The following is a 23,412-nucleotide window of genomic DNA, read 5'->3' on the forward strand; positions in this document are numbered from 1 at the left end:
TTTTCATCTTACTTTCTCATTATATAGACTGTACCAATTTCTCTTCTCACTTAATAGTTTCGTTTATGTTAAAAAATAGAGCCTTAGGAACAAAATCCTGAGACTCTATTTTTATTTTACAAAGGACAGCATAATTTTCTCTAACTCTTCTTTACTTAAATTATCTGCAAGAATTATGACTTGATAAGCGCTATTCTTTCCTTTTGCAGGAACAATCATTTGCATTACTTTATAGGTTTCCTCTGTATCGAGACTTTCAATTAAGCTTATTTTTGTACCTTCTAATTCATAATTTGTTACCTTTTCATTATACTTCCCTCCCTCGTTCAACAAATTTTCTCCCTGATCAGTAACTGCAGATTGGTGCACAATATACACATTATCTTCATTTTGATATTGAGAAACAATAGTGGGATTCATTTTTTCAGTAGTCATCGGTGTTTGAACATCTTGTCCAGTTAATTTATACCCTTTCACCACATAACTAGGGGTCTTAATTGGAAAATCAAGATATTTCTGTGCTTCCTTTTTAGTTAATCTAAAATGCGAATAAATTCTCTGTCTAAATGGTCCAATTTCTTCACTGTTTTTCTCATATTTTTTTCCTCTTCTGGATCTAAATTTTCAGGACTTCCTGCTAATTTCACTTTTTTATACAAAATCTGTGATTCTGTTTCTAAATTAATAAATCGCTCAAATTCTTCCATCGTAAACAGATTTCGCGCCACTCCAAGTTCTGTAAGTAAAGTATTATACTCTCCTTCTGAAACAATAAATTCTGCTTCTGCCTGTTCTTTTGTACCAATCATTTTTTCTACAATTTGTTGTATAGGAATATCGGTTTGTGTTTTTAATTCTTTCCTATTATTTTTCACTTCTATTTGTTTTTTCTCAGGATTAGTCGGCATATCAGCACGGGCATTTAATAAGGAAACAGATGATACAGCAATAACTGCTATAGCTCCTAGTGCAGACCAACGATACGATTTTTTTTGGAATTTTTTAATCATTAAAATTCTCCTTTTTAACATCCTTTTGTTTTTACTGAAATTTGCCATACTCGGTACTTGATAATAACTTGAGTAATGTTCCAAAAGACTAATAATAGTATGTCCATACGCAATTTGTTCCTCTGAATCTATATATGTAAGGGCTAATGCATCGCATGCTAGTTCTTGATCTTCCCGCATACATGAGTAGGCATACCATAGAATGGGATTAAACCAATTTAAAATTAATAAGCCATGCATAAGCCAATTCACACCAACATCTCTTCGTTTTATGTGAGCTAATTCATGATGAAAAATATAGCGTAACTGATGTTCATCTAATATTTTCATATGTACAGTTGACAATAACAACTTTGGCTTAATAAATCCGAACACTGTCGGACTGGAAACCTTTCCAGATACAAGCAAAGGGATATCTCTTTGAACAGACATAGATTGCTTACACTTTTCAAAAATCTGCACAATCTTTTCATCTGTAATAACAGGTTGTTTTTTTATGTAAAGTAATAAACGCCTGTTCATTACAAAAGTAGCAACACTTAGAAGGATAACGCCAGTAAGCCAAATGCATATAAAGACTATATAAAATGAAATCGTGTCATCATCCTGCTTTTTATTACTGTGTGTTTGTGTCTTGTTTACCTGACCAGTTTGTGTTGAACTTGAGGTATAAGTATCTTCTTGTGTGAGTACCCTTTTATTGTCTATATCTTTCAATTCTTGCATACGTTCTTTTGTAAGAAAACTAGCTATAGGGTTTTGGCTAGAAATGAATGTATCATCACTCTTGTAAGTAAGAACAGAATAGATACTATAGGAACTATCTGGCGACCAAGGTAATACAAGTCTTATAATTAATATAATCCACAGCATATATAGCCAACGTGGAGTTAACTTATTTCTAAACAAGATCTTGATACATAAGATTAGGCCAACTAATATACTAGCCATAATAGAGGTCTCAATCATCCAATCAAAAAAAGCAGGTAGATAGACATTAATAAACATTTCTATCATTATGATCTATCCTTCCTCTGATTTTCCTCAGTCTTCTCATCCAGTATACGTTTAAGTTCGTTAATATCTTCTGAAGACAGCTTTTCTTCTTTCAAGAAATTTACAAGCAAAGGTTTAAATGCTGCACCATAGAAACGTTTAAGTAAAGATTTCGTTTCCACTTGTAAATAACTATCTTGCAATACCAAAGGATAATAAGCATACATACGCCCTTTATCTTGATGATAAGCAACTGCTTCTTTATGGACTAATCGGTTAATTAGCGTCCGAATCGTTTTGGGTTTCCAATTCATTTTCACCTCCAACGCTTCAATTACCTCATTTGCCGTTTGTGGAGAGTTCGACCACAGTACTTTCATAATTTCTAATTCAGCTTCTGAAATTTTAGGTAATTCTTTCATTAGTTAATATTTCACCTCCTCGGATTACAAGTGTAATCTCTTGTTGTCAATCTTATTTTATATTTGTGGAATCCTTTCCTATACCTACCAATATAAGAACGCAATAAATTAACAGAAGTATAAACTCTCGTGTCTTCCTAATGAGACATGAAAGTAGATCCTTCATAAATATTTATGTCAGAAGACTCCCTACCTAATTTGTTTAATGGTGGGATAGCGCTAGTAAATTGATGAGAGATACTGTCGAAAAAAGATAAAAATGATCCGATTATTTCAGTGGATTTTATATAAACTTTTATATAAAATGTTTATGTATAACCAAACAAAAATGTATTTAGTTTATTATATTGTTCAAAAACTAAAAATAATTGATGAATACTGTTAATACCAATAACAACATGAATCATTACGGAAAACATACCTTCATAAGTGAAATACTAAAAAAATTGAAAAGACAACACTTTGAATCCTTGAAAAAAGTTACAACCCTATGAAAAACAAGTTTGTAACCAAAAATAGCCTGAAAAGAGGGAGAAAATTATGGAACAAAGGAAATATTCAGTAACACCTCAAGATCGAATGAATTATATACTAGGTCTTTATTCCGCAAATCAACAAATTAATGCCGTTCTTTATTTTCCTATAGGTATATCGAAAAAGGTACTTGAACAATCAGTAAGGATAACGTTACAATTACAGCCCGTTTTAAACAGCCGTTTTGTAGAAAGTGATATACCTTACTGGGAGGAACATTCATCTAGTACTAACTCACCAATTTGTTTTTTTGCAGAAGGAAATGATCAAAATCTTGAAACGATGGCAATAGATTTTATTAAGCAATCTGGAGATCCTATTCAGGGGCCAATGGTTCAGACAAAATTATTACAAGGTACTTCAAAAAATATGTTAGTTGTGAAATTATCTCACCTTTGTTCAGATGGTGCTGGAGTCAAGGAATATATTAATTTACTGGGAGCGATTTATACTCAACTTTCTCTGGGGCGGTCTAAGGATGAAATTATAAAGAGATTTAATGAAGAAAATGACGGTTTTCGTGATCAATCCCCCATATTCGAATATACTGGAATAACAGACATCAAAAGTGCGTATCGTCCCAGCCAAGAACAACAAGCAGCATTATGGTCTTTTCCATCTCAACCTAATAAAAATACTTATCCCAAAATGGCCGTGCGACGGTTAAGCCATGAGCAAACTCTACGTTTAACCCAATGGACAAAAGCACAACAAGCTACCTTAAATGATGCCATCATGACTGCATACTTCCGCTCTTTATCACATTTCGCTGTGTATGCAGAACCTCGCACCGCAGAAAAAATGATTGGTTTAACAATTGATTTACGCCGATATCTCCCTAATCATACAACTCGTTCAATTTGCAACTTATCCGGGATGGAAATGCCAGTGATTAAAATGGAAAATGATGACTCATTTAATCAAACTCTAGTTCGAGTCAAAGAATCAATGGCTACAATAAAATCTCAAAATCCAGGTCTTTCTTCAGCTGCAGGAATGGAGTTACTGGCAAGTAAAAAGCTATCTGAAGTGAAGGAAATGTATAAACAGCAATACGAACTGGCTTTACAAATGGGAATGGCTTTACCTTTACTTACTAATTTCGGATCGATAGCTGATGAACCTATTAAGTTTGGTGAAGTTCAAGCTCAGGACGGGTATGTAACATCACCAATTATGTATGCACCATTCTTTACAATGGGTGCAAGCTCTTACAATGGGAGACTTACATTTACAATTGGTTATCATTCGCCAGATACTGCAAAAGAAAAGGTAGAGCAATTTTTAGAAAGTGTGGTCAATCAACTATTAAAGTTGTAATGGGAGTATCATCCTAAGCTCAATAAGTTAAATTTAGCCAAGAAGAATCCTTCCTCAAGGAATGCGAAGTGAGTATGTGAGAGATGAACTGTCTTCGGACATAGGATGAAAGGAAGCCAGTTTAGTTGTTCGCCATACATGGGGTACCGGCCCGTTCCCATTAACCTAATAAAACAGATGTGAGATACTTCAAAATATTAGCTTGATGCACATGGTTCGGTGCCCTCATATGCTTGGATTAAAATCATTACAAACAGCTTTTTAAAAAAATGCTGCAATAGAAGTTATGCATATAATTAAAAAAGGACAAGCTATCCAAGTTGAATAGTTTGTCCAAAATTATAAACTCTATGGTTTAACAATATATAATTCAGTTCCGCTAAAAGTCTTTTATTCTCTTTTCATATCCTACTATTTTTGCATCCGAACGAACAATAGTTAATTAGAATAATGACTTAATACTTGCTAGAACAGTCAGTATTCCTATAACAATTACAAATACATTACTCATTTTCCCTCTGTATTTTGCTAGTACTGGTACTTTACGAATCGCATACATTGGTAATAGACATAAGATAGCAGCGACTAACGGACCGCTAAGAGCATCAATGATTCCAAGAATACTTGGATTTGTATAAGCAACATACCAGCATGTTAATACGACAAAAGTAAGAATCATTGTCTTAACTGTTTTCTCTCCTATATCTTTCCCACGTTTTTTACCGGACTTGATAATCATGTCACGCATTACCTCATACGCTCCTATATAATGGCCAAGGAATGACTTTGTAATAGCCACAAATGCAATGATCGGAGCCGCAATAGTGATTACTGGTGAATTAAGCTCATTAGCAAGATATGATAGGATTGACAAGTTCTGTTCTTTTGCCACCTTAAGATCATCTGGAGTCAAACTTAAAGTACTGCTCCACACAAAGAACATAACAACAACGAATGTCATGATATAACAAACTTTTTGTATTTGAGCACACTTGGCATCAGTAGCGTCTATTCCATACGTAGCCCTCTGTTTCATAACAAATGACGAAATCATAGGAGAATGATTAAACGAGAATACTATGATTGGTAGTATCATCCAAATCATTCCGAAATATCCTGTTCCAGTTGAAGCAGTAGAAACACTTGAAAAACTTAGCATTGAAGTATTCCATTGTGGAATTAAAGATATTGCAATAAAAAGTAGAGAAGCAATGAAAGGATATACTAACATGCTCATTATCTTTACAGTAATATCTTGACCAAAATTCAGTATAGTGATAAGACCGAGTACTAATACAAGTGATAAAATGGCCCTTGGAGGCTCTGGCATGTGTAATTGATGCACAATAAAACTACTTGCAGTATTTGTAAGTGCAACCGAATACATCAGCACGATCGTATAAATTGAGACGAAATATACAATGTTAAAAATGATACTTGCTTTATTACCGAAATACTCTCTTATTGTTCCTGTAATCCCCTCGTCGGCAGAATTCGAAGCGTATATCATTTTAGCAAGCGCCCTATGTGAGTAATACATAACCGGATATGCAAGTATGGTAATTATCAGCAATGATAATAAACCACCTGAACCTGCATTAATAGGTAAGAAGAGTACACCTGCTCCAATTGCTGTTCCAAATAGACTCAATGCCCAGGTAGTATCCTGTTTATGCCACTTTTTAGGGTCTAGATATTTCTCATTTTTTACTGCAGTATTATCAACTTGAAATTCTATGTTTTTTGCAGTATTCCCATTCATATAATAATTCCTCCTAGTGTCCTATTCTTACTTCTCTATTTAAGGCATCGAAATATAGTCCGTTCTTGAAAAATGAATTGCTTATAAAGTGCGCTACATCGTATATCCTTCTTCTAAGTTCATCAAAATCAAAAAATTAACGAAGCATTAATCTGAAAAGGTTGTTACCACTTTCAAAATGTTTCAATTATATAGTAGTATATTTTATTAGTAATTCCCCCAAAATACAGATATCCTTAGGCAAACAATAGAGAATACATTGTTAACTTTTTCACAATATACCCGGTAATTGTTCATTGATTAGATTGTTTCTCTCCAAAGATTTTATTTTTAATGGCAATCCCTGTAGGTGTAGCTGCAATACCACCTAAACCTGTCTCTCTTAATTCGCGAGGCATCTGTCTTCCAACTCTATACATGGCTTCAATAACTTCGTCAGCATTGATGAGATTGTTTACTCCGGCTAATGCGATGTCCGCTGCTGCTAAAGCATTTGCCGTTCCAATGGCGTTTCTCTTTACACAAGGAATTTCTACCAAACCCGCGACCGGATCACAAACTAAACCGAGTAAATTTTGTAATGCAATCGAAAAAGCTTCAGAAGATTGCTGTGGCGTCCCACCCGCAGCTTCTACCGCAGCAGCAGACGCCATCGCTGAGGCACTACCTACTTCAGCTTGACATCCTCCGTACGCTCCTGAAATACAAGCGTTGTTTGCTACTATCGTTCCAAATAACGCTGATGTGAATAGAAAATGAATCATATCTTCATGACTAAACTCCAACGTATCTTTAATACTAAATAGGACTCCCGGAATCGTCCCACTCGCACCTGCTGTTGGAGTTGCACAAATAGCTCCTAATGCAGCATTTACTTCATTAACACCGATAGCACTTTGAATCCCTAACACCATCAAATCTCCAGAAAGAGTTTTCCTATTTTCTCGATAGTTTTTAATTTTAACAGCATCACCTCCAGTTAAACCAGTTGGAGAAAATACCCCATCGCCCTCAATACTTTTATTTATAGCATTTTTCATAGTCGCCAAATTTCGTTCCATTTTACTCCAAACTTCTCCATAAGTAGATTTAGTTTGTTCTATTTCCTGTTCAATTGCTAATTCATAAATTGGCTTTTGGCTTTTATTAGCTGTCTCCACAATTTCTTTTATGGCCATATACATATTTGTCACTCCTTCATGTAACTAAAGAATAATAAGATTAGCTATATTACTTAAACTTCCTAATTCCTCCTGGACATTACTAGGCAATAGCGAATCCAATGCGAATCCATATAAATATTTCCTATTTCCTTCTAAACTATGAAAGTTATTAATTTCCACATCATATTGTTTAAAAATCCTACGTAAAACAAATTCAAAGTCAGCTTTTTCGGAAATTGCAATAATAACTGGCAATGGCCCCTTCAGATCTAAACTAAATCCGTCAATTTCGACATGTTTGATTTCAATTAATCCACCGCCGACAGAGATACCCATCGTTCTAATACTTCGACTTTCATCCTCTAAATATACATCTGCCGTATTTGGATGATCAGCTGGACTATCACCCGCTTTTTCAATAAAGGTAATATCGATTCCTTTAGATTCTGCTATTTTAATAGCATCTGGGACTTTGCTGTCATCGGCTGCAAATCCTAATATCCCAGCAATAATCGCAAAATCCGTTCCATGCCCTTTATGGGTTTCAGCAAATGATTCATAATACCTTACCACGACTTTTTTTGGAAGACCTTGAAATAATTTATTGGCAACTGTTCCAATAGCCAAAGCCCCTGCAGTATGAGAACTCGAAGGACCTATCATTACCGGACCAATCACATCAAAACAACTTTTGTATTTAATAACCTTTTTTTCTTTAATAGATGCCACATTTATGTTCATATAAGCACCCCCATGATTTATGATTTTTAATTGCAGTTGAATCTACGTTATTAGAATAATTAATTCAAGATAAGATTATATTGATAGCGCTTTCTTTTAATGTTGAATAAATTTCCTTTCTGATCACACATCCTTTATAGAGTAATCGTATTAATATGTCCAATTTAAGAAAATTACTTGTAAGGCCTTTAGAAATTTTGTACCAATACTAGGATTGATATTTTATCTAGAGGTAATAAACCATCTCTCGACGCCCTCATTATAACTTGTATATTTATGAGTTCAATATTTTTTTATTTTTAGAAAGATTGAATAAACAGAATCTTGAATGGGTAATAAATTACACTTAGCATGTAGCAATTATGTCCTTTGTTTGAAGCTGTATTAGTTAATAGAAAAGTAAAAATAACACAGCATTCCTTTCATTAACACAATGATTATATTGAAAAATCCTTATAAAGATATTTATATTGTCCTTTGTTGGAACATCTTATTTTGGACATGTAAGCTGTTGCATTAAATGATCCACGTAGTTGGAAAGGAATACATGAATGAAATATAAAACAATTTACGTATATTAATTATTTATTACGTATTAATATTTATTATCAGAAAAGCGGAACTTTTTTCGTGAATCTAAACATAAAGTAATAATTTAGCAGTATTCACTACTTTAAATTTAATTTATTCTTCTTATAACTGCACAGTATTGTGCCGGTTTTGGTGCAAATAAAAGATAAGTTCCAAATAACAATAGGGATCCCTAGTGAAATCCGTTTTATACTGTTTTCATTTGAAAAATCCTCTTCAAAACGCAAATAAACAAGAGCCATTTCAGCCCTTGTTTATTTATAAATCCTCTATATCATATTCGGTATATCCCTCATAATAGTAACTAATATCAATGCCTCTCATGAATACTTCACGGCTATTAATTTTATCTACTAGTGCACTTTGGAGTAAATGTCTAATTTCAATATCTTTAATCGGGCTGCGTTCCATTGCCAGTAAATAATCTTCTTTATCAATTCTATTCCAGTCAATCACCTGTTGAATTTCATTCTTAAAGATTAAATCTAACCATATTCTAGTCGCCCTACCATTTCCTTCTCTAAAAGGGTGGGCATATTCATTTCAACATACTTCTCAACGATTTCATCAAAGGTTGTTTGTGGCATAGCGTTTATATGTTCTAGTGAATGACTTAGATACATAACAGGAGCAAATCGAAAGTTCCCCTTCGCTAGGTTAACCTTTCGAATCTTTCCAGCAAAGAAATAAATATCCTCAAATAGATAATTATGAATATCGGAAAGACCCTTAAATGTGCCAACTTCTATGTTGTTTATTTCTCCTGAATCATATAAATCTTTGGCTTTTATTTTTGATAGTCGTTCTTCCACCCGATTCAATTCCAACTGATTTTTGATACCTAATTCATTTTCTAGCACGGTCATTCTCCTCTTTTTCTGCCATTAATTCTTTTAGCATAACCAAATCTCCTTGTGTGGCTATATTCTTGATGAAGCTTCTAACCATAGTTTTATAATTTGGGTATTTCGCTTATTTTGGATTACGTTTTTTATAGTTTTTGTGGCTTCATTTTGCGCCTTGCTGTATGCCATTCTCTTCCTCACTTTCACGTCTCAAAGCATATTATATATGAGACTTAGTAATATATTTAAGCGAAAGACAAGCTAGAGACAAAGCCCTAGTCTATGGCTATATCAAATATATAATTTTAGATTTTATCGTTTCAAAATATTTATCTTCTTTGAAGAAGATAAATTAGAGAGTCTGAATATTAAATTATTTTTTCATTTTCTTAACATTAATGTATATTCATATTATTCTAAAAACAAACTTTAATTTCAGTTGATTAGGCTTCATATCCTCAATTGTTACAATGACTTTTACATGTTTTTATACAAATATGAGTAACTCAGTATCCTAATTTTAATATCCTGATGATTAAAATTAGGACATAGTACGTGATTAATTTCCCACTATCGTCTAAATCTACATAGGAATATAAATTTTTAAATATTCAATTAATTAATTTTGATAAGTTACTCATATTAATTAAAATAAAATGAAAATAAACTGTATTTAATTGTGTAAAAAACACATAATTAAATACAGTAATAATCATTATAAAATTCATATCAACATATCAGCGAAAGCAGATCCAACGTTATTTTTACGCTTCATATGCTTCTCTAAATATATTTTTGTGGTTTGAATATTTTCGTGACCAAGTGTTTGCATTAAATGATATAAATCTGCATTTCCTTGTTCTACTGCCATAATTGCAAAAGCATGTCGAAATGTATGTGCGGTTACTGGATTTTCACGATATTGTAAGAACTCTAAGTTTGTCTTCTTTATCATATCTGTTACTTGGTTTGATAATGTTTTAGAGTTATACGCACTTCCTCTTTGATTTATAAATAACGGACTCTCATCCCCTTTTTCCAATACCGTTTGGAAACCCCTTCTTCTCCTCACCTCACAAATACATTGGTATAAATGTTCTGAAACGAAAAGTTCACGCACTTTGTCCCCTTTCCCCCTAACCTTTAACCAATACTTTCCATCATAGTGTAAATCTTTTACTCTTGCAGTACACAACTCCTGAATACGTGCACCAGTACTAGCTAATGCAAGTATTATTGTATAGTTTATTAAATGTCCTCTTTCTTTATAAAAACCTAATATTTTCATGACTTCCTCATAGGATAAATCCCGATTTGGCCGATCTTTTTCATTTACATTTGCACGCTGTAATTCTTCATGAAGTGGTTTTTCAATATACCCAAATACATGAAGATGTTTTAAAAAAGAACGAATCAATACCGTTTTCTTCGCCAAAGTTGCAACAGCATACGTTTTCCCACCTCGACCATTTTGTATATTTTTTAACCAGTAATTAAATTTACGAATATGCCAAGGCTGTAATGTTTTTAATAAGGAAGCATTTCGCTGAACTTCTTCCCCATTCACTTCAAACTCTTCTGCATGCTGCACCATACATTCGCAAAATGATAGTATCTCAGACACATAACTCTTTTTTGTATCATCCTTTCTATTTTTCTTTTCATCCATATCATTTTGTAAATTTACAAAATGATATATCACTTCAAGATCACCTAGAAATGCATATTTTCCCTTTCCTTCTTTTTCTGCATCCTCTATCTTTTGTTCCAAATCATTCATATAACGATTGTTATACATAAATGAAGATATACCTTTTATATTGTCTAAATATATATCTGTAAATTCTCTTTGACTTTTTAAAATAGGTAAATTTTCGTTTTGACTTTTATTATCCATACCTATACATCACCTCTTCTTGTATAGATTTTAATCTTTAGTATATTTATTAAGTATACTATGATTTTTAAATCACTTACATCAATTATAGAAATTAAAAATCATATTATTTCTGTAATAAGTCTATATTCTTCTCTATTTAGATATATATATAATTTCTAATAATTTTTTACTAAATAGATAAACATTTAGCATAATTTTATACAATTTGATAAAACATCTATATATAAATAAACATTTAATTTTATATAAAATTAAAGTAAAGTTATAATTCGCTATAACATATTGGTATAATGATATTTTATTTTATATTTAAATCTTATTTTATATCTAATTAAGAATCTGATATGATATATACATACTTTATGAATTATAGAGAGTAAATAAGGAGGTAAACTTTCATGACACAAGATTTACTGTTTATTACAAAACCTACAGTAACAACAAAAGAAGCAGCAGATTTAATGGGAGTTACCGTTCAGACCATTCTAAAGAAAGAAAAAGAAGGTCTTATAGAATGTGTATATAAAGATAATTGGAAGCAATTCGGAAGTAAAATATTCTATTTAGAAGATATTGAACGGTTAATGAATAAAGATGAAATAAAAGGATTAAGTACAAAAAAAGCAGCAGAAATTCTAAACGTAGCACCCTCTACAATCTTTACATATATTAAATCTGGGAAATTAACAGCCACAATGGTAGAAAAGCTGGGTAAACAAGTATATGTCATTAATGAAGAAGAACTAAAAAATTTCCAGCTTAATTATGAAAAAACTACAACAAAAGAACGTAAAACATTCATTACTAAGATTCAAGATACAGACATTTATTTGTATCAATTATTGATACATCGACATACAGAAAAAAAAGCTAGGGTAATAGAAATTAATGGATCCGATGGAAAGGTTCTTACAGAGGATGAAGAAATTTTCTCATTATCAGCTTATAAAGAACATAATTATTCCCTTGAACCCTTCAAAAAACACACAGTGATTACGAAGCGAGGGTATTTATCTTTTACATTTAAAAAGCCTCAATTATTTAATTCTATTACTTATAATCTAATAAATTTATTTTATAAAGAGCTTGGTGTCACAAATATGCGATTGACTTCTACACAAGATACCATCAGGTTGGAAATTAAACCATTTGTTTTACAGGTAGAGCCATTACAATTCCAAGAAGAGATTAAGTATTTACACTCACATATGATGTCAGGCTCAATACTCCCCCATGTTGAAGGTATTTATTTTAAAAGTAAAGTAGAGCCATTAACCTTTCATGCAGATCATGACTTTAAACAGAAAGTAATTAAAATGGCTTCAGAATCTGGTATGGGGCAAGAAGAGTTTTTATTACAAGCAGTAAAGTCTTATATTGAAAAATTTTGAACTTTATTTACGTTAACATCCTTAATGGCTATATGATTCTAATTTTAAAATATAGATACCGTTTTGTTTCACCCTGATGGTCACATAGCTTGCATTGAGTATGACAAAAGTGATAACTGTCAAGATTCCGAAATAATTTTCAGTTATAATAATAAAGCTTAATAGTCAAACTACTCCCCACTCAAAATGCTCACGGACTGTTTCAAGTGGGGATAGTTCAAATATTATAAAAAGAGCAATTCCTAGTAAGTACTCTCTCACAAAAAAATATTGGTAGTTGCATTTGCAACCAGTCTATACACCATTCTTTTTTTAGATAGATTCGCAAATAGATTCATTTAACATTCACATGACTATTAAATAATTTATTACAATCATCACTAAATATAAGGACCTTTCAGTTGTATTTCACATTATTTTTAGACTTTATTTGTTGCTATAATGTCTGTTTTAGATTTATTATCATGTGCCTTATATTAAATATGCATAATTACATAATTATTCTTTATATAACGATATTGTATTTTACATTTATAACCTGTAAAATACAGGATGTTAATTAAATTACCTAGGAGTTGTAAATATGAAAAAATTTATGAGCATGTTAGCTATGTGTTTCGCACTTACACTAGCGTTTTTACCATCTATTTCAAAGGCGGATTCTTCCCCATTACGAAGTGTTAGCATTAGTGCTGTAGGCGATAATAACAAAATGTATAGCGCAAGTTCTTACTTATCTATTCCTGTTCTTAAAGGCGATTACCTTTATGTGAAAGTTAGTGAAGTAGGTACACCAGATTCATATTCTGAGGCTTTAACTGTTAATGGTATTAGATATGCGGGAAGTTCTTTAGACGAAGTTAGTTCTTATTCTGGTCCATTCGGATCTGAAAAAACATTTAGATTACGTATCAAAGATTCTTACATCTTTTCAAACACATCAAATTCAACAAATACTATAACTTTTGAAGCTAGAGTTCCTTTCTCAATGCAAGTATTATCTAAAACCATATCGGTTCATGTAGAATAACTTATAACATTATTATTAATAAAAAATACATCCCTATAAGGATGTATTTTTTATTTAATAGAAACATAATTCTAATTTTCAATAATTTATGTGGCAAATCAATGTTTTGTAAATCTTGTTATCCGAGATAAAATTATTGCCGTAATCAAGATAATAATAGCGGTTATTAAGCCAGATTCTCCAATCCAAATCTCTGACTGATGTCCTGTACTTGCACGTGCGAAAGGTCCTTGTATGATGGCATTCCAAGTGGTATGGATGATAACCGAAGGCCAAACGCTACCTGTGATAAGTCGTAAATAAGCTGTAATATAACTGAATGGCACAATACAAAAATAGATGCCAAGTACTGAAAGTAGGACAGATGATCCCTCTACATATAGACCAGCAATAACAATTGGAACATGCCACGTTGCCCAAATCAATCCACTAATAAGGATAGGCCGTGAAAACTCTGCATCGACTAGCCTTGTGAGCATATAACCTCGCCAACCCATTTCTTCTCCCAAAACTGGGATTAAGTTAAGCAAACTTCCTAAAATGCCGCTCAATACTACTAGATAAATGAAACTGAATGGTTCCGGTAGATACTGAAGTCCAAGTATATTGTAGATTGGTTCTAACCTACCACCTTCGGGATGCTGAAACCTCGCGATTCCGCTCAACCAGGCGATAGAATAAGTAATTCCACAAATAACCATGGGTATTAGCAGAGCAAAACCAATCCCCTTCCATATCTTTAAGTTACCGAGACTAAAAGAAACATCTTTAAACCCTTCTTTCAGTATTATGCGAGTCAAAATAGAAGTAAATGCTGGGGTAAACATATATACCACAATAAGCGGCATACTTTTCGTAATTATTACTGCTACATTTAAGATAATAGAAGTAATGATTAAGATACTCAGAAAGAGTTGAAGTCCTATTTTAGCACGTTGGATTTTATCTTTATTGTGGAACGATTTTGCGTGTAATATCATTGTAATCCGCCCTTCCCCTTTAATTCACTTGTTTATCGAATTTACTTCTTGTCATTTCCACAGACACAACTTAGAATAAAAATATTTTTGTATGCAGATTCATTCATATTTAAAATCCCTCCCAAATTTATAATCTAGTCTTAATTGCGACTCATCAATGTAATTATTATTTATAAGTTGTCATAGCCGATAGTACAAAAGTGTAATGATTAGTCTATGACCTGTGTCAATTCACCTTATGACAATATGTAACTAGAAAATATGATATGGGATAGATAACAATTGAATTAAGGCAATTGATACGTGCAAGTACATGAATCAATCTTGCTTTTAAAAATAATTCAATTGAGGTGGAAAAAAATGAATAAGAAAAGAATGATTGCAATGGTTAGTACAGCTTTATTAGTCACAGGATGTGGAGAAGTAGGAAACGCTCAAACAGTAGCAGTCGAAAATTCAGGTCAATCAATCCAAAAAAATATAATTAAATCAATACAATCACAGGCTCACCCATTAAAAACGATAGAGCCGTCAAAATCATTTGAGGATTTAAAACCACTTAAGAAAATGATTGGGAGTGCACAATATGTAGGATTAGGAGAGAATACTCATGGAAGCTCTGAAATTTTCACTATGAAGTTTAGACTTGTGAAATATTTGGTTACTGAGATGGGTTTTACAAATTTCACAATGGAAGAAGATTGGGGAAACGGCTTAAAACTAAATGAATATATCCAAACAGGAAAAGGAAACCCTAGGGAATTTTTAAACTTGTTATATCCTACTGATGAAATTATAGCCATGATTGAGTGGATGAAAGATTATAATGCCGATCCATCCAATAAAAAAAAGATCCAATTTATTGGGCTCGACTTAAAGGAATTGGACCAAGGTTGCTTTAATAAAGTAATTGATTATGTAAGGCTGCATCGACCAGATTTGCTGGCAGAAGTAGAAGAAAATTATAAAGAATTGTCGGCTTTTACTGGAAGTACACAGGAATATATGGACCTTGCTCCTGAAATAAAAGAAAAGTTCAAAGCAAACGCTGAGAGAGTAGCTCGATTACTAAAAGATGAAAATACACACGCCAACACAGAAATAGTTTCACCCGAGTACATCTGGGCAAAAGCAACGGCAAGTGCAATAGAGAGATTTACCACAATGCTAATTCCTAACGACTATCCAAGTATGTTAAAGCTCCATGAGCAATACTTGGCCGATCATGCAATGTGGGCACAACAGACATTGGGTGGTAAAACGATGGTATGGGGACACAATATTCATATTGCTAAAGGAATTATCGATGAGAAATTATACCCTTATGTTGCGGGGCAATTTTTGAAGGAACGTTTAGACACTAATTATGTCACAATTGGTAGTACAACTACGGAGGGGAATTTCACCTTATACAGCGAATATGATCCTTCTACTGGAGGTAAGATTACAACGCGTGCGATTCCACAAAATGTAAATAGTTTTAACTATACCCTCGGAAAAGTACCATATAACATGTTTTTATTGGATAACCGTCACCTTAAAGGACAAGCAGAGAAATGGGTTAAAGCAAAAAGACCATTACTAAGTATAGGGGGACAAATATTCCCAAACGAATCGGCATACTTTGATAAATCATTGCTTGAGCAATTTGATATTATTTTTCACATTCGAAAAACAAGTCCATCTCATATTAAATAAAAGTACAAAACAATCCCTTCTTGCATCTGCAAGAACGGGATTGTTTTATGGTGATTAATATAAGCATCTTTTTTAACCAGAAGTAGGTTACTCTCCCCTTTTTAGCATCATTTAGAAATGTCATATGACACTTTTACACTAGTGAGAATGACAAAAAAAGCAGTACAATTCGGTTATTACATAGATAGGAGCGAGAACGTTATGAAATCAAGATTCATCCAGAATGGCTATTTTTTATTGCTAACTTTCGTTACAGGATTGTTTTATTTTTGTTTTTATCTAATATCTCTGCTATTCAGCTTCACCCTTTCATTTACGGTAATTGGGATTCCACTAGTTATACGCGTACTACAGACTACTACACCTTTTATCCAATTCGAGCGCATACAGACGAAAATTTATACAGATATTTCAACAGCCTCTTATGATAGAAGTATAACAATAGATACATCGAACTGGACTCAGGTGAAATTAGTGCTTACGGATCGTCGTACTTGGTCTGCTGTCTTTTGGTTAATGCAGAAATTAGTGATTGGCATTTTCAGTCTCATTAGTGCAATCATTTTTTATGTAATGCCACTTATGTTGCTGTTGGCACCACTACTGTATCAATACATCGAAATGAATATTATATTCATACAGATAGATACTTTTGCCAAGTCACTCTTTGTAATGTTTATGGGTATAGTATTTACCGCCATAAGTATTAAAATAGTAGATGGTTTGACAAAGAAACTTGGGGGCTATACACGTAACATGATTCGGCAACTAAATCGATAGAAGTTTGCAATCTGTGAGTAGTATCGCAGTTTTAAATTTAAAAGTATAATAGGCATGAAGGATTAAATTATAATATATGAAGTAAAAAGGTAGGCTACTTAGGGGGTAAATGACTTGTTAGATATGGTTAAGTATTGGTTTTGGTACGATTGGATTATGTTAGGGATACGTCTACTTACAAGTGTGTCTATCATCCTAGCTACATTAAGTTTTCAGGATGGGTTAACATTGCCACTTTGGATTATTATTTTTTGGGAGGTTGTTGCCTTCTCAATTCCATGGGTAGCCTTACTGTTCAATTACAAATATTACTTGTTCACAGAAATACTGCTATATGGTGGACAATGTATATATTTAACCTCATTATTTCCGGAAGCTTACAACATATTTCTTATATCAGTGTTTCTAATTGCTGTAAATAGTAAGCATTTGTCCTATTATTGGACAGCTCCAACAACAGTTTTTATAACAACTGGAATTTTCTATGCTGTTGCGCCAAGTAATAACTATTGGACTATGGTCACCTACTATGGATTCGCTTATGTAATGGGATTCGCTTTTCATTTATTAATCGCCAATCATAAGCAAAATGAAGTAATTCGTAAACAAAACGCGGTACTTGAGCAATATATGTCTCAGATTGAACGCATTACACTGGCAGAAGAACGGAACAGGCTGTCGAGCGAGCTTCATGATACAGTTGGTCACGCTTATACTTCTATTATTATGGGGATGGAAACGTTGCGTACCGAACTTGCTACTGAGATGGGTATACAGAGGCTAGATTCTCTGCTTGAAATGGGACGTAAAAGTATTGAGGACGTGAGAGGTTACCTACATCAAATGGATTCTCCCTGTCAATCCCCTTCCTTGATTCAATCTCTACAAAATCTTGGAGCCGAATTTCAGGAGCACGCTCAGGTAAATGTGAATTTCAGGACATTCGGAGAGGAATATCAACTGTCTCGGCAAGCGAAAATCGCATTCATTCGTTGCTTACAAGAGTCCCTTACGAATGCAGTACGTCATGGTCAGGGGACCGAAATTATAGTTTCATTGCAGTTTGAACAACAATATACGAGGTTAGAAGTTCAAGATAACGGAAAAGGAAATGTAGAATGGCAGGAAGGCTTCGGTATGAATGCGATGAAAGAACGGGCAATGAATTTGCAAGGTCAATTGTCTGTATATACAAAGCCGGAGGAAGGAATGCTTGTTACATGTACCATACCGCGACAAACTGAAATAAAAGATGGACTTATTCGTTTGTTAATTGTAGACGATCAACCATTTGTTCGGGAAAGTTTGAGGACACTACTCGATAGATATGAAGATTTAAATGTAGTCGGTTTAGCTGAGGATGGCAATCAAGCCATCGATTTGTGTGGGCGCCTTCAACCCCATGTTATACTTATGGATTTAGATATGCAGCACATGGATGGAGTCGAAGCAACCAAAAAGATTAAGCAACAATGGCCACATATCCGCATATTGATTTTTACAACTTTTCAGGATACCGAACAGGCGTTGGAATCACTTCGCAACGGTGCAGATGGTTTTTTACTCAAATCTATTGAAACGTTGGAGCTAGCTAATACAATCCGACTTATTCACAAAGGTGGGACACTGATTGATCAGGGAATGTCTCACAAAATATTTGAGAAGTTTGATGAGAAAAAACAGACACCACAATCAAAAGCAACTACGTATGAGCTAACAGCCAGAGAGATAGAAATTTTACAGCTAGTAGCAAAGGGACTTCGATACACTTCCATAGCTTCAAGGCTGTATTTATCGAATGGCACAGTCAGAAATTATGCTTCCACAGCTTATGCAAAGCTAGGAGTGCGTAACAAAGAAGAAGCTGTTCAAAAGGCTCTAGAAATTGGTATTATCGGATGAGAAAAATGGTTGTTGCTTCTTTAAAACTAGGCAAGCATTAGTTATAAGGTACAATAATATTTGTTTATATTAAATTTCAATGCATTTTTGATAGGTCTGTTATTTTTTAAAATTCATTTGAAAAGAAAATCCCTTCACATGGGATTTTCTTCTTTTTTTATAAGGTGACTAATCATCTTAACATTCCACTTCTCTGGCATTACATTTTTTGAAATCTAATAACTATATGTAATTAAAGAATTTTATCTAAGCTCGAGTTTTAATTAGAACAGCATTACTCAATATTAATTTCTTCTAATACTATAGATGGATTAGCAGTGAATATAATGAAGTTTAAGTTTGTAGTATGTATCAGTATTCTATTCTTTGAGGAAGATGGCGTTCCAATATAAACAACATGATCAAGCTTATTATAAGGAACGTCATTCATAGATATAGTAAGGATATCTTTTATAGGGATGGTAATCTCTGCTGATTGCCATGCAATCATTATACTATCTTGGAACTTTGTAATGCTCATTCTTGACATTTTATATCAATCCTTTTTCAGTTTTAGATAATTATCTAAATTGGTTAAATAAATATATAAACTATTATATATTAATATAATAAATTTATGCGTTTGTATGTAAAATTACATGCGCAAACTTCTTATTACCCAAAAAATACAATCTAATAATTACGATTTGAACTACTATTAATCAATTTTATTTCTTTACATTTGACAGTAATTAACTAGAATTAAATCTCCTTTTCTATTAACAAATTAAAAAAACATAAATTGATGTAATTTTTGTATTTAATGATTAGGAGAATTTTTAGAACATCCACCCAATGAAAAAGACCATTGTACTTTATAAAAGTTACAATGGTCTTTTTATTATTTTTATATCACATTTGATATATTCTATTGCTTTTTGTCTTGCTTCTCAATAATAAATTGTGAAACTAGTACTGACAATGCTTCTACTTTTTCTTTTATTTTGTTAGATTGATTCGATATCTCCTCGATTGATGCTGCTTGTAATTGGATTGATTGTACAGTTTGAGTTGTTTCCTTAGCTACTTGCGTTGCACTTTCAGAAACACTCGACATAGAGGCATTAACTTCTTCTGTACCAGCAGACATTTCTTCTGTTGCTGCAGATACTTCTTGAATTTGGCTAGTGATTTTATTAATAGCCACCATAATAGATGAAAATGCTTGATTTGCTTTATTAGCAGTTTCCTTTCCTTCCGAAGCTTTTTGTTGCCCTTTTTGCATTGCATCAACTGTATCTTTTGTATCTTGTTGAATGGCTAGTATTAAATGATTGATTTCATCTGCAGATGCTTTAGACTGTTCAGCTAAATTCCCTACTTCCGCTGCTACCACTGCAAATCCTTTTCCATTTTCTCCAGCACGTGCGGCTTCAATTGAAGCGTTTAAGGCAAGAAGGTTTGTTTGTTCAGCAATATTAGTAATCGCATCCAGAGCTTTATCAATTTGCTGTGTACGCATAACAAGTCTCTCTATTACTTTGGATGTTTCTTCAACAACCTCATGAATACTATTCATTTGAAGTATAGATTGTTTAATTACTTCACTACCAGAATTGACTTGTTCTGTTGTTGTGACCGCCACTTCTGTAACCGTTGCTGAAGACTCAGCTACAGTTTGAACGCCAGTCGTAATTTCTTCCATTGATGAGGAGCTTTCTTGAATACTAGTAACTTGCCCTTCTATTTTTTTATCAACCTCAGATATAGTTTGAACTACCTCTCTTGATATATGAGATGCTCGTTTAGTATCTTGCAACATCCCATTGGTAGAAGAAATGACCTCTTGAGTTGTGAATTTTACTTCTCCAATTAATTGTTGTAAGTTGTCCAACATACTATTAAAAGACCTTACAATACTTCCTAATTCATTATCCGATTTATAAGAAGTACGTATCGTTAAATCACCTGCAGATACCCTTTCCATATCTCTTTCTAATAATACAATTGGTTGTCTAATTGCACTTTTAATGATATAGCCAATAAAAATAACGATTGCAATTGCTATAATGGAGATACTAACAAACAGCATTATAGTATTTGTTGCACTAGCTGTATTATTTTTTTGTAATTGATCTGCATTATTATTATTAACCTGAATGAGCTCACCAATAGCCTGCACTGCCTTTTTCATATTAGGGTCAACTTCTTTCAGATAATAAGCATATGCTTCATCATTATTAGATTGTCCCAAATCTTGTACTTTCCTCAATTGTGTTCTTAATTCATTAAATACTTCATGAAATGTTGTATATAATTCTTTTTCTTTATTAGAACTAACTCTAGACTCAAACTTCTTTATTAACTGATCAGTTTCTGAACGAGCTACATCTATTTCTGTCAAAAGCTCTTTTATTCTTTTTTGATCTTTAGATAGAATAGTTTCCTTTACATTCATATTGATTAGATAAAAATTAGACTCTATAGCTCCTATCCACTGAATTGGTAATAAACTATCTTCATACATCATATTTGATGCATGCTCCCCTTTTTTCAGGCCAAAAAATCCCAGCATAGATAATATTATACAAGCCATACTTGCTATAATTACTAATACACTTAATGTTGTGCCAATTTTACTGTTTTTAAAAAACGACAATTAACTCCACCTCATTGTTATATTATGATTAAATAATTTTATATGTAAAAATAAAAGACATTTAAATATTTATATTCATTAAAAAATCGTATAAAGTTTTCTAAAATAAGAGAGTTTATACTTAAATCTAAATTTAAAAATAGTCCGGTAAAAAGAGCGTGTTTTCATCTATTTATCTAAACACGCTCCTGCAAATATTTAAACCCTATAGTAATCGCTTTTTCCATTCTTAATTCCTTTTTACTAATACATATCTTTTTATATACGATTATCATGCCAGAAGTTTATCGGAAAATGATCATTCTGATTATAAGCTTCAAATTCATAACCTTTTTCTTTTAATCCTTTTATAATTGCTGGAACTGCCGCGACAGATTGGGGATGAATATCATGCATTAAAACAATTTCTTTTGAAGATGTCGCACCTGCCAATACATTCTGCACAATTTTTGCGGCTGCTACATCAACGGCTAATTTATTGTATTTCCAATCTAAAGAATCAATTGTCCAATCCCATACTTTTAAATCATATCCGACCACTTCATTTCGAAGTGATTCATTTAATCCAGGCATTGATCCATATGGTGGCCGTGTTAATTTCGGTGAGTTTCCAATAACATTTCTAATTAAAGATTGATCCTCTTTCATTTCCTTAACATATTCCTTATTGGTGTATAACCTTTTAAAATCATGTGTCATGCTATGCATGCCAACATAATGGCTCTCTTCATGCTCTCGTTTCACTAAATCTGGGAACCTTTTCACATTATTACCAATTAAAAAGAATGTTGCTTTCACATTATTTCTTTTTAATATATCTAACAGGTTAGCTGTATACTTTCCTGGTCCATCATCAAAAGTTAAATATACAACTTTTCTTTCTTTTCCATCAAAACGACTAGGTATCGACTTTCTAAGTTCATTTTTAGGTAAACTGCTCACTAGTTGAACACTGTTTACCTCTTTCGCATTTACCAGCTTAGGGTTCGTTATTGATTGAAACATGTAATAACCAATTGCTACTAATGTAATAGCTAACAATACACATAAAATTCTTTTTTTCTTTAGCTTAATTTTCATACCATAATTCTTCTTTCTATCCTATTATTCCACTATACGTTATTTAACCAAACTCATTTTGCCTTTGCTAGTAGTTTTAACAATCTGGATAAGCCCTATTAATTTCCTGCACTACTGCTCATACCATTTCCAATAATAGTTAGAACTAATGGATATAACACTGGCCCTAAGGTAAGGAAAATGTTTAAAAGTATAATAAACTTATATAAGAAACTGATTTTTTGATTATTAAGATTTAAAAATATCAAGATAACTAATGTTATTATAGTAATTAAATATAAGAATAAGATTATCAACCAATAGTACATCATTATAGTAACATTCCACTTTCCTAATAGTTGGTATGTAATCCCTACTACTATTCCTAATACTGCAGCATTAAAGGAAATAAACAAAGTTCTATATAGTATTTTAGGAAATATTTTATAATACACAGTTTTATTTGATAGATCTATTAAAATGGCCAAAGATAGATATGCCAGTAATACTCCCACCCAATTTAATATCCAATCTTGATTTCCCATTAAATTAAATAAAAGTGCAATAGCCCCTCCTAATGCAAAAATCAAAGAAATCATAATATTATTTAAAGCTGATTTCATGATGTTCTCACTTCCTTAATAATTTTT

16 protein-coding genes and 3 pseudogenes are annotated in these 23,412 nt (G+C 32.6%); 7 read left to right on the plus strand and 12 right to left on the minus strand.

Features of this window, described 5'->3' with window-relative positions; genetic code table 11:
* Positions 1-111: 111 nt before the first annotated feature.
* Together MNO09_RS01305 and MNO09_RS01310 are read right to left on the minus strand one after the other, a co-directional pair.
* Positions 112-2,027: pseudogene (locus MNO09_RS01305) on the minus strand (M56 family metallopeptidase).
* Complete coding sequence (locus MNO09_RS01310) at positions 2,027-2,428, minus strand: BlaI/MecI/CopY family transcriptional regulator (protein ID WP_070168686.1); 402 nt, start codon at positions 2,426-2,428, stop codon at positions 2,027-2,029. Before MNO09_RS01310 ends, MNO09_RS01305 begins: the two are co-directional and overlap by 1 nt.
* A 540-nt stretch (positions 2,429-2,968) precedes the next feature.
* On the opposite strand from MNO09_RS01310, the gene MNO09_RS01315 reads away from it, so the two are divergent.
* On the plus strand, positions 2,969-4,282 hold the full coding sequence (locus tag MNO09_RS01315; RefSeq protein ID WP_241949891.1) for a condensation protein: 1,314 nt from the start codon (positions 2,969-2,971) through the stop codon (positions 4,280-4,282).
* A 217-nt stretch (positions 4,283-4,499) separates the two neighbouring features.
* Positions 4,500-4,610, plus strand: a pseudogene (locus MNO09_RS30965) (IS6 family transposase); the annotation flags it as partial.
* A 114-nt stretch (positions 4,611-4,724) separates the two neighbouring features.
* Here MNO09_RS30965 and MNO09_RS01320 read toward each other — a convergent pair.
* From MNO09_RS01320 to MNO09_RS01340, 5 genes and pseudogenes are all read right to left on the minus strand, one after another.
* Positions 4,725-6,044: an aromatic amino acid transport family protein gene (locus tag MNO09_RS01320; RefSeq protein ID WP_070168684.1), complete on the minus strand. Its 1,320-nt coding sequence runs from the start codon at positions 6,042-6,044 to the stop codon at positions 4,725-4,727.
* A 293-nt stretch (positions 6,045-6,337) separates the two neighbouring features.
* The gene (gene sdaAA / locus MNO09_RS01325; RefSeq protein WP_070168683.1) at positions 6,338-7,228 is read right to left on the minus strand and encodes an L-serine ammonia-lyase, iron-sulfur-dependent, subunit alpha; all 891 of its coding nucleotides are present in this window, start codon (positions 7,226-7,228) and stop codon (positions 6,338-6,340) included.
* Positions 7,229-7,249: 21 nt separating this feature from the next.
* A complete protein-coding gene (sdaAB, locus tag MNO09_RS01330) occupies positions 7,250-7,948 on the minus strand; it encodes an L-serine ammonia-lyase, iron-sulfur-dependent subunit beta (RefSeq protein WP_070168682.1) in 699 nt (232 codons plus the stop codon).
* Between the two features lie 849 nt (positions 7,949-8,797).
* Positions 8,798-9,405: pseudogene (gene fic / locus MNO09_RS01335) on the minus strand (protein adenylyltransferase Fic).
* 703 nt (positions 9,406-10,108) lie between these two features.
* Entirely contained in the window at positions 10,109-11,281 is a 1,173-nt protein-coding gene (locus tag MNO09_RS01340; protein ID WP_088106862.1) for a tyrosine-type recombinase/integrase, read from the minus strand.
* A gap of 401 nt (positions 11,282-11,682) precedes the next feature.
* Between MNO09_RS01340 and MNO09_RS01345 the strand changes: the two genes are divergently transcribed.
* Both MNO09_RS01345 and MNO09_RS01350 read left to right on the plus strand, forming a co-directional pair.
* Entirely contained in the window at positions 11,683-12,675 is a 993-nt protein-coding gene (locus MNO09_RS01345; RefSeq protein WP_070169534.1) for a helix-turn-helix domain-containing protein, read from the plus strand.
* A 583-nt stretch (positions 12,676-13,258) separates the two neighbouring features.
* Entirely contained in the window at positions 13,259-13,705 is a 447-nt protein-coding gene (locus MNO09_RS01350; RefSeq protein ID WP_016135638.1) for a hypothetical protein, read from the plus strand.
* A gap of 98 nt (positions 13,706-13,803) precedes the next feature.
* On the opposite strand, the gene MNO09_RS01355 is transcribed toward MNO09_RS01350, so the two are convergent.
* Positions 13,804-14,685 carry a CPBP family intramembrane glutamic endopeptidase gene (locus tag MNO09_RS01355; RefSeq protein WP_088106861.1) on the minus strand — a complete coding sequence of 294 codons (882 nt, stop codon included), beginning with the start codon at positions 14,683-14,685 and terminating at the stop codon, positions 13,804-13,806.
* A gap of 360 nt (positions 14,686-15,045) precedes the next feature.
* On the opposite strand from MNO09_RS01355, the gene MNO09_RS01360 reads away from it, so the two are divergent.
* From MNO09_RS01360 to MNO09_RS01370, 3 genes are all read left to right on the plus strand, one after another.
* Positions 15,046-16,383, plus strand: a complete 1,338-nt coding sequence (locus MNO09_RS01360; protein ID WP_070168703.1) for an erythromycin esterase family protein — start codon at positions 15,046-15,048, stop codon at positions 16,381-16,383.
* A gap of 201 nt (positions 16,384-16,584) precedes the next feature.
* On the plus strand, positions 16,585-17,163 hold the full coding sequence (locus tag MNO09_RS01365) for a sensor domain-containing protein (protein WP_070168702.1): 579 nt from the start codon (positions 16,585-16,587) through the stop codon (positions 17,161-17,163).
* Between the two features lie 114 nt (positions 17,164-17,277).
* Entirely contained in the window at positions 17,278-19,065 is a 1,788-nt protein-coding gene (locus tag MNO09_RS01370) for a helix-turn-helix transcriptional regulator (RefSeq protein ID WP_088106860.1), read from the plus strand.
* A 274-nt stretch (positions 19,066-19,339) separates the two neighbouring features.
* Here MNO09_RS01370 and MNO09_RS01375 read toward each other — a convergent pair whose 3' ends face one another.
* The 4 genes from MNO09_RS01375 to MNO09_RS01390 all read right to left on the minus strand — a co-directional run bounded on the left by MNO09_RS01375 (position 19,340) and on the right by MNO09_RS01390 (position 23,385).
* Positions 19,340-19,594 carry a SunI/YnzG family protein gene (locus tag MNO09_RS01375; RefSeq protein ID WP_088106859.1) on the minus strand — a complete coding sequence of 85 codons (255 nt, stop codon included), beginning with the start codon at positions 19,592-19,594 and terminating at the stop codon, positions 19,340-19,342.
* Between the two features lie 378 nt (positions 19,595-19,972).
* Positions 19,973-21,703 carry a methyl-accepting chemotaxis protein gene (locus MNO09_RS01380; protein ID WP_088106858.1) on the minus strand — a complete coding sequence of 577 codons (1,731 nt, stop codon included), beginning with the start codon at positions 21,701-21,703 and terminating at the stop codon, positions 19,973-19,975.
* Between the two features lie 258 nt (positions 21,704-21,961).
* Positions 21,962-22,783 carry a peptidoglycan-N-acetylglucosamine deacetylase gene (locus MNO09_RS01385; protein ID WP_088106857.1) on the minus strand — a complete coding sequence of 274 codons (822 nt, stop codon included), beginning with the start codon at positions 22,781-22,783 and terminating at the stop codon, positions 21,962-21,964.
* Positions 22,784-22,881: 98 nt separating this feature from the next.
* Entirely contained in the window at positions 22,882-23,385 is a 504-nt protein-coding gene (locus MNO09_RS01390; RefSeq protein WP_088106856.1) for a DUF3902 family protein, read from the minus strand.
* Positions 23,386-23,412: the final 27 nt, after the last annotated feature.

It is taken from the genome of Bacillus sp. N5-665 (genome assembly GCF_022637375.2).
In the GTDB taxonomy this organism is placed as follows: domain Bacteria; phylum Bacillota; class Bacilli; order Bacillales; family Bacillaceae_G; genus Bacillus_A; species Bacillus_A wiedmannii.

What these genes read in the sequence shown, in the direction of transcription:
- MNO09_RS01310 (WP_070168686.1), bottom strand. Translation starts at nt 2,428, where the DNA reads ATGAAAGAATTACCTAAAATTTCAGAAGCTGAATTAGAAATTATGAAA.
- MNO09_RS01315 (WP_241949891.1), top strand. Translation starts at nt 2,969, where the DNA reads ATGGAACAAAGGAAATATTCAGTAACACCTCAAGATCGAATGAATTAT.
- MNO09_RS01320 (WP_070168684.1), bottom strand. Translation starts at nt 6,044, where the DNA reads ATGAATGGGAATACTGCAAAAAACATAGAATTTCAAGTTGATAATACT.
- sdaAA (WP_070168683.1), bottom strand. Translation starts at nt 7,228, where the DNA reads ATGTATATGGCCATAAAAGAAATTGTGGAGACAGCTAATAAAAGCCAA.
- sdaAB (WP_070168682.1), bottom strand. Translation starts at nt 7,948, where the DNA reads ATGAACATAAATGTGGCATCTATTAAAGAAAAAAAGGTTATTAAATAC.
- MNO09_RS01340 (WP_088106862.1), bottom strand. Translation starts at nt 11,281, where the DNA reads ATGGATAATAAAAGTCAAAACGAAAATTTACCTATTTTAAAAAGTCAA.
- MNO09_RS01345 (WP_070169534.1), top strand. Translation starts at nt 11,683, where the DNA reads ATGACACAAGATTTACTGTTTATTACAAAACCTACAGTAACAACAAAA.
- MNO09_RS01350 (WP_016135638.1), top strand. Translation starts at nt 13,259, where the DNA reads ATGAAAAAATTTATGAGCATGTTAGCTATGTGTTTCGCACTTACACTA.
- MNO09_RS01355 (WP_088106861.1), bottom strand. Translation starts at nt 14,685, where the DNA reads ATGATATTACACGCAAAATCGTTCCACAATAAAGATAAAATCCAACGT.
- MNO09_RS01360 (WP_070168703.1), top strand. Translation starts at nt 15,046, where the DNA reads ATGAATAAGAAAAGAATGATTGCAATGGTTAGTACAGCTTTATTAGTC.
- MNO09_RS01365 (WP_070168702.1), top strand. Translation starts at nt 16,585, where the DNA reads ATGAAATCAAGATTCATCCAGAATGGCTATTTTTTATTGCTAACTTTC.
- MNO09_RS01375 (WP_088106859.1), bottom strand. Translation starts at nt 19,594, where the DNA reads ATGTCAAGAATGAGCATTACAAAGTTCCAAGATAGTATAATGATTGCA.
- MNO09_RS01385 (WP_088106857.1), bottom strand. Translation starts at nt 22,783, where the DNA reads ATGAAAATTAAGCTAAAGAAAAAAAGAATTTTATGTGTATTGTTAGCT.
- MNO09_RS01390 (WP_088106856.1), bottom strand. Translation starts at nt 23,385, where the DNA reads ATGAAATCAGCTTTAAATAATATTATGATTTCTTTGATTTTTGCATTA.